13 protein-coding genes are annotated in these 13441 nt (G+C 72.0%); 8 read left to right on the forward strand and 5 right to left on the reverse strand.

The genetic code is table 11. The features are described 5' to 3' along the window. Window positions 1-4: 4 nt before the first annotated feature. The 4 genes from ABEB12_RS39950 to ABEB12_RS39965 all read right to left on the reverse strand — a co-directional run bounded on the left by ABEB12_RS39950 (window position 5) and on the right by ABEB12_RS39965 (window position 4420). Window positions 5-1189 carry a cytochrome P450 gene (locus tag ABEB12_RS39950; RefSeq protein WP_185064193.1) on the reverse strand — a complete coding sequence of 395 codons (1185 nt, stop codon included), beginning with the start codon at window positions 1187-1189 and terminating at the stop codon, window positions 5-7. Window positions 1190-1246: 57 nt separating this feature from the next. After that, the gene (locus tag ABEB12_RS39955) at window positions 1247-2818 is read right to left on the reverse strand and encodes an alpha-amylase family glycosyl hydrolase (protein ID WP_185064194.1); all 1572 of its coding nucleotides are present in this window, start codon (window positions 2816-2818) and stop codon (window positions 1247-1249) included. Between the two features lie 133 nt (window positions 2819-2951). After that, window positions 2952-3335 (reverse strand): globin domain-containing protein, encoded by a 384-nt coding sequence (locus ABEB12_RS39960; RefSeq protein ID WP_185064195.1) that lies wholly within the window; start codon window positions 3333-3335, stop codon window positions 2952-2954. After that, entirely contained in the window at window positions 3332-4420 is a 1089-nt protein-coding gene (locus ABEB12_RS39965; protein WP_345703560.1) for a mechanosensitive ion channel family protein, read from the reverse strand. Before ABEB12_RS39965 ends, ABEB12_RS39960 begins: the two co-directional genes overlap by 4 nt. Window positions 4421-4666: 246 nt before the next feature. Between ABEB12_RS39965 and ABEB12_RS39970 the strand changes: the two genes are divergently transcribed. The 6 genes from ABEB12_RS39970 (at window position 4667) to ABEB12_RS39995 (ending at window position 9515) form a co-directional block, all read left to right on the forward strand. Next, on the forward strand, window positions 4667-5176 hold the full coding sequence (locus ABEB12_RS39970; protein ID WP_345703561.1) for an HNH endonuclease: 510 nt from the start codon (window positions 4667-4669) through the stop codon (window positions 5174-5176). Window positions 5177-5252: 76 nt separating this feature from the next. Beyond that, window positions 5253-5375: a hypothetical protein gene (locus ABEB12_RS39975; RefSeq protein ID WP_345703562.1), complete on the forward strand. Its 123-nt coding sequence runs from the start codon at window positions 5253-5255 to the stop codon at window positions 5373-5375. Between the two features lie 113 nt (window positions 5376-5488). Further along, the gene (locus tag ABEB12_RS39980; protein WP_185064197.1) at window positions 5489-6922 is read left to right on the forward strand and encodes an amidase family protein; all 1434 of its coding nucleotides are present in this window, start codon (window positions 5489-5491) and stop codon (window positions 6920-6922) included. A 345-nt stretch (window positions 6923-7267) separates the two neighbouring features. Further along, window positions 7268-8704: an amidase family protein gene (locus ABEB12_RS39985; RefSeq protein WP_185064198.1), complete on the forward strand. Its 1437-nt coding sequence runs from the start codon at window positions 7268-7270 to the stop codon at window positions 8702-8704. Window positions 8705-8752: 48 nt separating this feature from the next. Further along, the gene (gene ctaJ, locus ABEB12_RS39990) at window positions 8753-8992 is read left to right on the forward strand and encodes an aa3-type cytochrome oxidase subunit CtaJ (RefSeq protein WP_185064199.1); all 240 of its coding nucleotides are present in this window, start codon (window positions 8753-8755) and stop codon (window positions 8990-8992) included. Next, a complete protein-coding gene (locus tag ABEB12_RS39995; RefSeq protein WP_185064200.1) occupies window positions 8979-9515 on the forward strand; it encodes a DUF5130 family protein in 537 nt (178 codons plus the stop codon). Before ctaJ ends, ABEB12_RS39995 begins: the two co-directional genes overlap by 14 nt. A gap of 134 nt (window positions 9516-9649) precedes the next feature. Here ABEB12_RS39995 and pepN read toward each other — a convergent pair whose 3' ends face one another. Continuing rightward, window positions 9650-12214: an aminopeptidase N gene (gene pepN, locus ABEB12_RS40000; protein ID WP_185064201.1), complete on the reverse strand. Its 2565-nt coding sequence runs from the start codon at window positions 12212-12214 to the stop codon at window positions 9650-9652. A gap of 93 nt (window positions 12215-12307) precedes the next feature. Between pepN and ABEB12_RS40005 the strand changes: the two genes are divergently transcribed. Beyond that, complete coding sequence (locus ABEB12_RS40005; RefSeq protein WP_345703563.1) at window positions 12308-12679, forward strand: phosphotransferase family protein; 372 nt, start codon at window positions 12308-12310, stop codon at window positions 12677-12679. A 51-nt stretch (window positions 12680-12730) separates the two neighbouring features. Then, window positions 12731-13360: a mycothiol-dependent nitroreductase Rv2466c family protein gene (locus ABEB12_RS40010; RefSeq protein ID WP_185064202.1), complete on the forward strand. Its 630-nt coding sequence runs from the start codon at window positions 12731-12733 to the stop codon at window positions 13358-13360. The last annotated feature ends 81 nt before the right edge of the window (window positions 13361-13441 follow it).

The following is a 13441-nucleotide window of genomic DNA, read 5'->3' on the forward strand; positions in this document are numbered from 1 at the left end:
TCGCTCAGCCCCAGGTGACGGGGAGGCGGTCCAGGCCGAAGACCCGTTGCACGGTCTTCAGGCGCAACGGCCCATCCGGCTCAGCCAGGCGCAAACCGGGGATGCGGGTGACCAGTGCGCTCAGGGTTACCTGTAGCTCCACCCGGGCCAGGCTCTTGCCCAGGCACTGGTGCGGGCCGTGGCCGAACGCGATGTGCTTGCGGCTGTCCCGGCCCAGCAGTATCCGCTCCGGCTCGGGAAAGAGCGACGGGTCGTGGTTGCCGGTGGTGGCCAGCGCGATCACGCCGTCGCCGGCCCGGATGTGCACGCCGGCCAGCTCGACGTCCTCGGTGGCGATCCGGGACAGCGGCGACTCCACGATGGTGAACAGGCGCAGCAGCTCCTCCACCGCCGCCGGGATCCGCTCGGGGGCGGATCGCAGCGCGTCCGCGAGTGCCGGGTCGCGGATCAGCGCGAGCGCGCTCAGCGAGATCATGTTGGCGGTGGTCTCGTGCCCGGCAACGAGCAGGATGAAGGCCAGTTCGACCAGGTCGCCGTGGTCCTCCCGGCCCTCCGCGCGCAGCTTCAGCACCTGCCGGCCGAGCAGGTCCGCCGGGTCGGGGTCGCGCTGCTTGGCCCGCACCAGCTCACCCAGGTAGGCGCGGATGTCGGCGGCGGCCTTGAGGATGACCGCCGGGTCGTTCTCCACCAGCGCCCGGGTGCGCTCCTCGAACAGCTCGTGGTCCTGGTACGGCACGCCGAGCAGCGCGCAGATGACCGAGGACGGCACCGGTAGGGACAACGCCCGCACCAGGTCCACCGGGCGTGGCCCGGCCAGCATGGCGTCGATCCGCTCGTGCACGATCCGCTCGACCGCCGTCCGCAGCGCCTCCATCCGGCGCGAGGTGAACTCGGTGATCACGTCCCGCCGGGCCCGGGTGTGTTCCGGCGCGTCCATGCTGATCAGCCACAGGTGGTGGCCCTCGGCGTACTGCGGGAAGCCCGGCCGGCCCCGGTCCGAGCTGAACCGGGGGTCCACCAGCATGGCGCGGATGGTGGGCAGGTCGGTGACCGCCCAGCCGGCCCGGCCGCCGGGCAACGTCGCGGGTACCACGGCGTGCCGGTCGTACAGCGCCCGGTGCAGGTCGGGCGGGGTATACGGACAGGTGCGCGGGGCCGGGACCGTCGGCCGCTCGACATCCACAGACATGGTCGGACCCCCCCGGTGTGGCGCGTGTCACCGCCAAGCTAACACCGTTAGGTTGGGTTAGGCCAGCCAAACCGCGGTATCCGGCGGCAGCCAGCCGTCCTCGGTGAGCGGGCCGCTGGAGATGAGCACGTCGCCGGGTGGCAGGTCGACGGCGAACTCCGAGGTGTTCAGCACGCAGGCCAGGGTGGTCTCGGTGCGCCGGAAGGCGAAGCAGCCGGCCGGGGCGCCGAACCACTCCAGCTCGTCGCCGACGAACCCCGGGTGGCCGCGGCGGATCTCCAGCGCGTGCCGGTACAGCGACAGCGTGGAGTGCGCGTCCTCCAGCTGCGCCTCCACGGTCAGCCCGGCCCAGCCGTCCGGCATGTCCAGCCAGCTGGTCTCGCCCTCGGAGAAGCCGTAAGGCGGCTCGTCGCCCTCCCACGGCAGCGGCACCCGGTGGGCGTTCCTGGCCTGCTTGTCGGGATCGGGCGGCGGCACGCTGGGCAGCCCCAGCTCCTCGCCGTTGTAGAGGAAGGCCGCCCCGGGCAGGCCCAGCTGGACCAGGGCCAGCGCGCGGGCCCGGCGCAGCCCCTGCTGCCCGCCACCGAACCGGCTGACCGGGCGCGGCACGTCGGACCGGGAGATCGCCCAGCTGGGTGTGCCGGACACCCACCCCGCGGTCCGCACGGCCCGCTCGATGGCGGCCTTGATCTCGCCGGCCTCGAACTCGACGTGCAGCAGCCCCGAGTTCTCCCCGAGGTGCAGCTCGTCGGGCCGCAGGTAGCGGCCGAACCGTTCGTCGTCGGCCACCCGGATCCCGCCGACCAGCACCCGGGCCGGGTACTCGTCGAGCACCGAGCGGATCATCCGGTGGATCTCGTGCACCCCGTCGTGGTCGAACCGGGCGTCCGGGCCGTCGCCGCCGTCGACCTGGCCGAACGACTGCGACGGCGCGTCCGGCAGGCCGTGCGGCTTGGCCATGCCGTGCGCGGTGTCGATGCGGAACCCGTCCACGCCCCGGTCCAGCCAGAACCGCAGGGTCTTCTCCAGGTCGGTCCACACGTCCGGGTTCGACCAGTTCAGGTCGGGTTCCTCGGGGGTGAACAGGTGCAGGTACCACTGGCCCATCTCGCCGTGCCGCTCCGCGATGCGGGTCCAGGCCGGGCCGCCGGTCTGGCTGGGCCAGTTGTTCGGCGGGCTGGCGTCACCCGGGCCCCGGCCGTAGCGGAACACGTAGCGGTCCCGTTCCGGGCTGCCCGGGCCGGAGCCCAGGGCCGCCTGGAACCACTCGTGCTGGGTGGAGGTGTGGTTGGCCACCAGGTCCAGGACCAGCCGGATGCCGTGCTCGTGGCTGGCCGCGACCAGCGCGTCGAACGCGGCCAGGTCGCCGAACAGCGGGTCGATGTCCCTCGGGTCGGCCACGTCGTAGCCGTCCGCGTCCACGCTGGCCATCGGGGAGCGGAAGCACGGGGTGAGGCACAGCGCGTCCACGCCCAGCAGTTCCAGGTAGCCCAGCCGGGCGCGGATGCCGTCCAGGTCGCCGACGCCGTCGCCGTTCGAGTCGGCGAACGACTTCAGATAGATCTGATAGCAGACCGCGTCGCGCCACCAGGGCCGTTCGGCCGACCATCGGACCTGGCTGGGCTGCACGAATGCTCATCCTGCCAATAAAACGGCTGTCGCACAGAGTGCCTCGGCGGTAACCCTCCGAATGGTCGAGAGCGGTTGCCCTCGGTCGCCAAGCACGCTATTGCGCCCGCCTCGTCGTGCTCCGTTCAGGGGTTCAAAATGGGCTGTTCACCATGCTTGCGGCGGCGAACTCCAGGTACTGCCAGAGCATCGCCCGGTGCGCGTCGTCCAGGTCGGCCTCGTCCACCGCGACCCGCATGCAGCGCAGCCACGCGTCCCGCTCGATCGGCCCGATCTTGAACGGGGCGTGCCGCATGCGCAGCCGGGGGTGTCCGCGCTGCTCGGAGTAGGTGCGCGGGCCGCCCCAGTACTGCTCGAGGAACATCCGCAGCCGGTCCTCGGCCGGCCCGAGGTCCTCCTCCGGGTACAGCGGGCGCAACACCGGGTCCTCGGCGACCTGCTCGTAGAACCGGGCGACCAGGCGCTTGAACACCTCGGCGCCGTCGACGTCGGCATAGAACTGCTGGGGCGTGGTCATCTCTCGCTCCGGGTCGGTCCGTTGGTGGCGGGGCCGGCGGCGTGCGGGCGCTCGATGTCGGCCTGGACGAACGCGCTGGTGATCGCCGCGTTCATCGCCCGCTGCACCAGCCACTGCTGGCCGGGCCGCGTCTTCGCGGTCAACCGCAGCGTGATGCCCTCCACGGTCACGCTGTCCACCCCCAGTACCACCGGCGGCTCGAGCAGCTGCTCGGCCACCTCGTCGGTCTCGGCCACCTCGCCGGCCACCCGCGCGGTGATCTCCTCGGCGGCCTGGATGTCGGCGCTGTGCGCCAGCGGCAGGTCGACCACGGCCACCGCGTAGCCCTGGCTCTTGTTGCCGACCCGCTGGATCTCCCCGTTGCGCACGTGCCAGACGGTGCCGCGCACGTCCCGCAGGGTGGTGATCCGCAGGCCCACCGACTCCACGGTACCGCTGGCCGGCCCGACGTCGACCACGTCGCCGACCCCGTACTGGTCCTCCAGCAGCATGAACATGCCGGACAGGAAGTCGCGCACCAGGTTCTGCGCGCCGAAGCCGATCGCCACGCCGACAATGCCGGCCGAGGCCAGGATCGGCCCCAGGTTCAGCCCGAACTCGGCCAGGATCATCACCGAGGCGATCAGCAGCACCATCACCGATGTGATCGAGCGCAGCACCGAGCCGATGGTCTCGGCCCGCTGGTTGCGCCGCTCGGAGAGCATCGACCCGGCCAGCTCCCTGGCCCGCCGGCGCAGCGACTGCGGCACCAGCGCCCGGCCGTTGGCCGCGCCGCGCACCAGCTTGGTGATCGCCCGGTGCAGCAGCGCGCGGGCGATCAGCGCGACCACCACGATCAGCAGCACCGAGAAGGCGCGGTCGATGACCACGTCGGCCGAGCGGGCCAGCGCGTCGCTGTGGGTCCACTGGTAGACGGCCGCGCACCAGGAGCCGGCGTCGTTCACGCAGGCCGGCGCCCACTTGACGACGTCCATCACGTCCGGCGGTGGTGGTGGGATCACGTCGGTCAGGCCCTGGGGGACGGCGGCCGGCGGGGTGGGTAGGGGCCAGTGTGGGGTGGGCACGGGCGGGTGCGGACTAGCCACATCCGGCCAGGTTACGTAAGCCCGGCGCGGGGCCGGCCACCGGCCGCCACCCGGGTCGGAAGACACACCGCTTTCCTGGATGCGGGACGGCGCCGAATGTGGTCGACTATGCGCGTCAGCTCCCCGCCCTGGAGGTGGTCGCGTGCCGGAACGACAACCCGGACTCCCGGGCGCCGTCGCGGATCGCGGGGCGGCGCCCCGGTTACTGGTGCCCGAAGGCGCCGGCGGCCGGTAGGGGGTGGCGTGGTGACGTCTCGAGTGCTGTTGCTCAATGCGACTTTTGAGCCGCTCGCGGTCGTCACCGCGAAGCGCGCGGTGCTGCTCATGCTCAGTGGCAAGGCCGAGCTCGTGCAGGCCGCGCTCGAAGGTGGCGCGTTCCGTTCGGAGAACCTGACCATCACCGCGCCCTCGGTGATGCGGCTGTCCCGCTACGTGCGGGTGCCGTACCGGGCGACCACGCCGATGACCAGGTCGGGCGTGCTGCGCCGGGACGGGAAGGTGTGCGCCTACTGCGGCAAGCGGGCGGACACCATCGACCACGTGGTGCCGCGCAGCCGGGGTGGCAAGCACACCTGGGAGAACTGTGTCGCGGCCTGCCGGCCGTGCAACTCGCGCAAGGCCGATCGGCTGCTTACCGAGCTCGGCTGGGCCATGCGGGTGAACCCGGGACCACCCAGGCGGGGGCGAAGCGGTGTGTTGTTGCTCACCGTCGAACCGCACCCGACGTGGGAACCCTGGCTGGAGATGGTCGCCTAGCCCGCGATCACCCACAGCGGCTGGCTCCCTAGCGTGCGCTGAAAGCCTTGCGCTCGGCCGGCCGTGGGTCGGACCCGTGGACGGCAACCGGCTGGCCGCGCTGTGCGGGCTGCTGGTGGCGCTGGCATTCGCCGGCGAGCCGGTCCGGGTGGGCGGCGGGCCGGCGCATCCGCTGGAGCCGGTACTGCCGAGGCGGTAGTCATCCCGCACGCGCCTGACTGGGCGCGTGCTCGGTGGTCCAGCGCCCGCGGCGCCAGTCATGGGCAGATCTGCCCCTTGTGCGGCCGCGTCGCCCCGGGCAACGTCGCGGGCATGCGCGTCGACGAGTATGCCGCCCAGGATGCCACCGGCATCGCGGAGCTGATCAGGTCCGGCGAGGTGAGCGCCGCCGAGGTGTACGAGGCGGCCCGCGCGGCGCTGGACGCCGTGGCGCCCCGGTTGAACGCGACCGCCGCCGAACCGTTCGAGAAGCCGCTGGAGCACAACGCGGACGGCCCGTTCGGCGGCGTGCCGTTCGCGGTGAAGGACCTGGTCTGCCACATAGCCGGGGTACCCACCCGGATGGGCAGCCGGCTGACCGGCCCGGACGGCCTCACCTTCGGCTACGACACCGAGCTGATGGCCCGCTTCCGCGCCGCCGGCCTGGCCACCATGGTGCAGACCACCTCCCCGGAGATGGGCTTCAACGCCAACACCGAACCGCTGATCCACGGCTCGACCCGCAACCCGTGGAACCCCGGGCACTCGGCCGGCGGGTCCAGCGGCGGCTCGGCCGCGCTGGTCGCGGCCGGCGCCGTGCCGGTGGCCCACGCCAACGACGGCGGCGGTTCGATCCGCATCCCGGCCGGCTACAACGGCCTGGTCGGGCTGAAGCCGACCCGGGGCCGGGTGTCACTCGCGCCGGACGCCCAGGAGGCGCTGTACGGCTTCGCCTGCGAGTTCGCGGTGACCCGCACGGTGCGCGACGCGGCCGCGCTGCTGGACCAGGTGGCCGGGTGGGTGCCCGGCGAGAAGTACCGGCTGCCGGAGCCACCCCGCCCGTTCGCCACCGAGCCGGAGCGGGACCCGGCCGCGCTGCGCATCGCTGTGCACACCGAGTCGTGGGCGGGCAGCGAGGTGGACCCGGACGTGGCCGCCGCCGTGGACTCGGTGGCCGACACCCTGGCCGACCTCGGCCACCGGGTGGAACGGGCCACGCCGGCGCTCGACTGGGCCGAGTTCATCCTGGCCAACTTCCGGATCTGGGCCGGCTTCCTGGCCGAGTCGGTGCACGGGGTCAGCCAGCTGTCCGGGCTCGCCCCCGGCCCGGACACCCTGGAGGCCACCGTGCTGGCCGGCTACGAGTACGGCCGCCGGCTCACCGCGGTGGACATGGGCGAGGCGTTGGCCATCGCCAACCGGACCAGCCGGGAGCTGGGCCGCTTCCACCAGGAGTACGACGTGCTGCTCACCCCGACGGCGAACACCCCCGCGCCGCCGTTGGGGGTGTTGGACGCCAACGCCGACCTGGATCACGAGGCGTGGACCAGGAAACTCTTCGACATCGTCACCTTCACCCCGCTGTTCAACCTGACCGGCGCGCCGGCTCTCAGTTTGCCCCTCGGGGTGAGCTCGACGGGGTTGCCGATCGGGGTGCAGCTGGCCGGTGATCTCTGTTCGGAAGGGATGCTGCTTGCGTTGGGTGGGCAGTTGGAGCGGGCTGTGCCGTGGGCGGGGCGGCGGCCGGGCGTTTGGGCGGGGGTTTAAAGATCGGCTTGGACGGGCGCGGTTCGGTTTGTTGTCGGGCTGGGTGCCGCCCGTTGCGTTTCTCGGGCCGGTCCTGACCCTGTGTAGCCGGTAGGCGTCGGTCTCCGGGGTGCCGATTCATCGAGTGCAAGCTCAGTCCGCTTTGATCTTGCTGTTCACCGGACTCAGCTTGCCCTCGGTGCGGCGCGGCCCTCGACCCGCCCGATCGCCCGTGCGCTGTGGCTACGGACGGTGACGAGCGACCCGAGCCGACCCGCGCCCAAACGTTCGGCCGGCGGGCGAACGTGACCAAGGAGCCCAACCGCCCCCGTCCAGGCCGATCTTTAAAACCGTACGCTCGCCTACATGACCGAGCCCCACGAGCTGACCGCCGTCGAGCAGGCCGAAGCGATCCGCGCCGGTGAGCTCGGCCCCGTGGAACTGGTGGAGCACGCCCTGCGCCGGGTGGACCGGCTGGACCCCATCCTGGCCGCGTTCGTCACCCTCACCCCGGAGCGCGCGCTGGACGCCGCCAAGGCCGCCGAGAAGCGCCTGCTCGCCGGGCCGGCCGAGGAGCTGCCGCCGCTGCTCGGTGTGCCCACCGCGATCAAGGATCTGGCGGTCACCGCCGGGGTGCGGACCACGTTCGGCTCGACGGTGTTCGCCGAGTACGTGCCCGAGGTGGACGACGACTCCGCCCGGCTGCTGGCCGAGGCCGGCACGATCAGCCTGGGCAAGACCGCCGTGCCCGAGTTCGGCCTGCCGCCGTACACCGAGCCGGCCGGCCGGGCGCCGACCGTCACGCCGTGGGACCCGACCCGGCTGGCCGGGGGTTCCTCCGGCGGGGCCGGGGCGGCGGTCGCGGCCGGGCTGGTCGCGTTCGCGCACGGCACCGACGGCGGCGGGTCCATCCGGATCCCGGCCAGCGTGTGCGGCCTGGTCGGGCTGAAGACCAGCCGGGGCCTGGTGTCCCGGGGACCGGTGGGCGGCGACCCGCTGGGTATGTCGGTGTCCGGGCCGCTCGCGCGCACCGTGCTGGATGCGGCGACGATGCTGGACGCGCTGGCCGTCCCGGTGCCCGGTGAACCGTTCAACCGGCCGGCCACGCCCGGCGGAAGCTTCGCCGAAAGGGTCCGCCGAGCCAACCCGGGACGGCTGCGCATCGGCCGGTACGCGCAACCGCCGCTACCCGGGGTGACCGTGGATCCGGAGTGCCTGGCCGCGTACCGCCACGCCGGCGAGCTGCTGGCCGGGCTCGGGCACGAGGTGGTGGACATCCCGCCGCCGGTCACCGCGGAGGGCGCCCAGGAGCTGGTGAGGCATTTCGAGGTGTTGTGGGCGGTGCTCGCGCACGGCCACCCGGTGCCCCCGGAGCGGGAGTCCGAGCTGCTCGGGCTGACCCGGTGGTGGCGGGAGCGGGGCCGGGCGATCAGCGGGCCGGAGTTCGTCGCCGCCGCTTCCGCCGCGCAGCTGCTCACCCGGCGGGTGGTGGCCGCGCAGTCCCGGGTGGACGTGGTGCTGACGCCGACGCTGGCGCAGCCGCCGCGCCCGGTCGGCTGGTTCACCGAGGGCGGGGACCCGGTCACCGACTACGCCCGGCAGCGGGCGTTCACACCGTTCACCGCGCTCTACAACCTCACCGGTCAGCCGGCCCTGAGCCTGCCGCTGGGCTGGACCGGGGAGAACCTGCCGATCGGCGTGCAACTGGTCGGTGCGCCGGGCGCCGACGCGCTGTTGCTCGAGCTGGGCGCCTCGCTGGCCTCCGTCGCCCCGTGGGGTGACCGCCGTCCTCCGGTCTGGTGACGCGGGGCTGTGCGAGGCTCTCAGGTTCGTCCACTACCCTGAGTGGCTGTGAGCGTCTTGCAGACCACGCTGCTGTACGTGTGCGTGCCGCTGGGGATATACCTTGTGATAGCGCTGTTGGCGGCCGGCCGAGGCCTTGTCCGCCGACCGCGCTACCGCCCCGGTGAGCCGTGGAACTACCCACCGGTGTGGTGGACCGCCAACCCGAAGGGCGCCGAGCTTCCCGAGGTGACCGAGCATGAGTACGCCCAGGGCGCGAGCCGAGGAGGGGCACATGGCAACTGGTGAGCTCACCTCACCGGAGGCCGAGGCCCCGGAGCAGCACCACGTCGAGCCCAGTCACGACGGCCACCTGGTGCCGCGGGCCCAGGAGGAAGAGGAGCTGCCCTACGGCGCGGTGCGCACCGCGTCCGGCCGGATCTCCGCCGCCGAGGAGTACCGCTCCGACCAGGTGGCGGCCGTGCCGTTCTCCAGCTCGCAGCTGAACCGGCTGGACGACACCCTCACCCTGGTCAGCAAGCACACCAAGCTGCGCTTCTCCATCTACCTGGGCGACCTGTTGCCCGAGCCGAGGGCGGCGGCCGAGAAGCTGCACGACCAGCTCGGCGCGGCCGGCGCCGACTCGGTGCTGATTGCGGTCGACCCGGGCCGGAAGAAGCTGGAGATCGTCACCGGCCCGGCGGCCAAGGTGCGGCTCTCCGACCGAGTGTGCGACCTGGCCGCGATCAACATGGTCGCCTCCTTCAAGGAAGGCGACCTGTTTGGTGGCCTCTTGACTGGTTTGCGAATGCTCTCCGACCAGACCGGCTGATTCAGTGACTTCAGCACACTGATTCAGTGCTTTCAGCACGCTGATTCAGTGACTCCAGCAGGCCAAAGGGACTGAACCGGCCTGCCAGAGTCACTGAATCAGGCTGCCAAAGTGACTGAATCGGCGATTTGGGGTCAGGAGCGGTCGAACTCGCGGGCGGACAGGGCGCGGACCACGCCGGCACGGCCTTCGGAGACCAGGCGGCGCAGGGCCGGCGGGCGGCGCTCCGCGTCCTCCACGGCCAGCCACGCGTCGGCCGCGTCCACCCCGCTCTTGTCCACCGACCAGGACGGGTAGAGCCCGAGCACCATGGACTGTGCCCGCTCGCTGGTCCGCCGCTGCCAGACGTCCTCCACCTCGGCGAAGTAGCGCTCCACGTACGGGGTGAGCAGGTCCCGCTGTGCCGGGTGGGAGAACCCGGAGATGATCGCGTCGCACACCGCGTTGGGCAGGTCGTCGTCGTGCACCGCCCGCTGCCAGGCCCGCTCCTTGGCCTCCGCCGTGGGGACCAGCGCCCGGGACCGCTCCGCCTGCCGCTCGCCGGCACTGGTCGCGTCCCGCTGGTGCTCGGCGGTGATCTCCGCCTCGCCGGCCCGGCCGTGCGCGACCAGCGCGTGCAGCAGCCGCCAGCGCAGGTCGGTGTCCACGGTCAGCCCGGGCAGCGTCTCGGTGCCGGCCAGCAGGCCGGCCAGCAGGTCCAGCTTCGGCCCGTCCAGCGCGCTGCCGGTGAGCGCGTTCACCGCGACCAGCTGGCCGTCCGAGCCCGGCTCGGCGCCGCGCGCCATGGCCAGCAGGGCGTCGGTGAGCAGCGGCCAACCGTCGGACGCCGCCCAGGTCGGGTCCCCGTAGGAGGCCACCGCCGTCTGCGCCTGTAGCAACAGCCGCTGCACCACGCCGGTCTCGGAGTCCTTGCCGGCGCCACCGGCCACCAGCGCGGTGAAGTCGCGCGCCTTCAGCTCCGCCTCGCGGGTCATCTCCCAGGCCGCCGACCAGCACAGCGTGCGGGGCAGGGGCTCGGTTATGTCGGCGATCCGGTCGATCAGCACGGTCAGCGAGCCCGGGTCCAGGCGCAGCGCGCCGTAGGTCAGGTCGTCGTCGTTGACCAGCACCAGCTTGCCGCGCGGCACGCCGACCAGGTCGGGCACCTCGGTGCGGTCGCCGCTGACGTCCACCTCGACGCGGTGGGTGCGCACCAGCTTGCCCTCGGGTGAGTCGTCGTAGACGCCCACGGCCAGCCGGTGGGTGCGCAGCTCACCCGCGCCCGGCCGGGCGCCGCCCTGGCGCACCGCGAAGGAGGTGAACCGGCCGTCGGGGCCGACCGTGAAGTCCGGCCGCAGCAGGTTCAGCCCGGTGGTGCGCAGCCACTGGTTACCCCAGTCGGAAAGGTCGCGACCAGACGCTTTCTCCAGCGAGCCGAGCAGGTCGTCGAAGGTGGCGTTGCCCCACTTGTGCGCCTCGAAGTAGTCGCGCAGGCCGGCCAGGAACGGCTCCAGGCCGACGTAGGCGACCAGCTGCTTGAGCACCGAGGCGCCCTTGGCGTAGGTGATGCCGTCGAAGTTGACCTCGACGGCGGCCAGGTCCGGGATGTCGGCGGCCACCGGGTGGGTGGACGGCAGCTGGTCCTGCCGGTAGGCCCAGGACTTCTCCACGTTGGCGAAGGTGGTCCACGCGTTGGTGTACTCGGTGGCGCCGGCCTGGCAGAGCACCGACGCCCAGGTGGCGAACGACTCGTTCAGCCAAAGGTCGTCCCACCAGCGCATGGTGACCAGGTCGCCGAACCACATGTGCGCCATCTCGTGCAGCACGGTCTCCGCGCGCCGCTCGTAGAGGTACTTGGTGACCCGGGACCGGAAGACGTAGTCCTCCAGGAAGGTGACCGCGCCGGCGTTCTCCATCGCGCCGGCGTTGAACTCCGGCACGAACAGCTGGTCGTACTTGCCGAACGGGTACCGCACGCCGAAGTTGGCGTGGTAGAAGTCGAAGCCCTGCTTGGTCTCGGTGAACAGCCGATCGGCGTCCATGTGCTCGGCCAGCGAGCGCCGGCAGTAGATGCCGAGCGGAATTCCGTCGTGCTCGTCCCGCCAGACCGAGTACGGGCCGGCGATCAGCGCCACCAGGTAGGTGCTCATGATCTCGCTGGTGGCGAACCGGTGCATCGCCGCGCCGCTCGGCGCGGAGGAGCTGTCCTCGATGCGTGAGTTGGAAACCACCTGCCAGTCCGCCGGGGCGGTCACGGTGAGCTGGTAGCGGCCCTTCAGGTCCGGCTGGTCGAAGCAGGCGAACATGCGCTTGGCGTCGGCCGTCTCGAACTGCGAGTACAGGTAGACCGCCTGGTCAACCGGGTCGACGAACCGGTGCAGGCCCTCGCCGGTGTTCATGAAGCGGCAGTCGGCGGTGACGGTCAGCTCGTTGTGCCCGGCCAGGTTGGGCAGCGGGACGCCGTCCTCCTCGCGGTAGCCGGAGACGTCCAGCTGGACGCCGTTCAGCACGGCCGAACTCACTCGCGCGGCGACGATGTCGATCCAGCTGTCCGCGCCCGGTTCCGCGCAGTCGAAGCGCACGGTCGTGGTGCTGGTGAACTCCGTCGTGCCGGGGCGGCCCGAGCCGTCGGTCAGGTCCAGCGCAATGGTGTAGTCGGCGACGGTGAGCAGCTTGGCGCGCTGCTCGGCCTCGGTCCGGGTGAGGTTCGGGGGTGCCACTGGTCTCCCTGTCGTGCGGCCTGCAGGTCTGCCGCGATCCAACCATGCGGGCCGGGTGGACGGGCACCGAGTTGCGCGTGCGAGTCTCCGGGCGTGGCGGAAAGAGGGCTGGTTGCCCGGGTCCGGGAGGAGTTCGGCGTGGCGCTGGGGCGGCTGGCGCCGGTGGACGCCCTGCGAGCCGACTGGCTGGCCTCGGCGGACCGGATCGCCGCCGTGCTGGACCGCGCGGACCGGCTGGGTACGCGGCTGCGCGGGCGACCCGCCGAGCTGGTGGTCTGCCACGCCGATCCCCACCTGGGGAACGTGCTGCTGGACGGCGACCGCGCCTGGCTGATCGACTGGGACGACGCGGTGCTCGCGCCCCGGGAGCGGGACCTGATGTTCGTGCTCGGCGGGGTGCTGCCGTTCCGGCCGGTCACCGAGGGGGAGTGGGCCGAGTTCCGGGCCGGCTACGGGCCGGGTTGATCCGGCAGGTGTAACCGGAACAATTTCCGTTCCGGGGGTGTTGCCCCTCACATGACCTCTAGCAACGGCTCTGACACCGGCACGGCCAAGGTGGATTTCTGGTTCGACCCGCTCTGCCCGTGGGCGTGGCTGACCTCCCGCTGGATCCTCGAGGTCCAGAAGGTGCGCGACATCGATCTGAAGTTCCACGTGATGAGCCTGGCCATCCTGAACTCCGGCCGGGACATCCCCGACGAGTACCGGGAGCGGCTGGCCAACGCGTGGAAGCCGGTGCGCGTGTGCATCGCCGCTGAGCAGCTGCGCGGCCAGGAGATCCTGGAGCCGCTCTACACCGCGATGGGCACCCGGATCCACAACCGGAAGAACCAGGACTTCGACGTGGTGATCAAGGAGGCGCTGGCCGAGCTGGACCTGCCGGCGTCCCTGGCCGACGCGGCGAACAGCACCGAGTACGACGAGGCGCTGAACACCAGCCACCACGCCGGCATGGACCCGGTCGGCCTGGATGTCGGCACGCCGACCATCCACGTGGACGGGGTGGCCTACTTCGGCCCGGTGATCTCCCGCGCCCCATCGGGCGAGGAGGCCGGCCGAATCTTCGATGCCGCCCGCACCCTCGCCGACTACCCCCACTTCTTCGAGCTCAAGCGCACCCGCACCGAAGACCCGGTCTTCGACTGACGTTGGGTGCGGGAGTCCGGGTCTATCCCGTGATCGGTGTTTCCGGCGGTTCGGTTAGTAGCTCTCAGCTGCCGGCCAGCG

The sequence above is a fragment of the Actinospineispora eucalypti genome (assembly GCF_039543365.1).
In the GTDB taxonomy this organism is placed as follows: domain Bacteria; phylum Actinomycetota; class Actinomycetes; order Mycobacteriales; family Pseudonocardiaceae; genus Pseudonocardia; species Pseudonocardia eucalypti.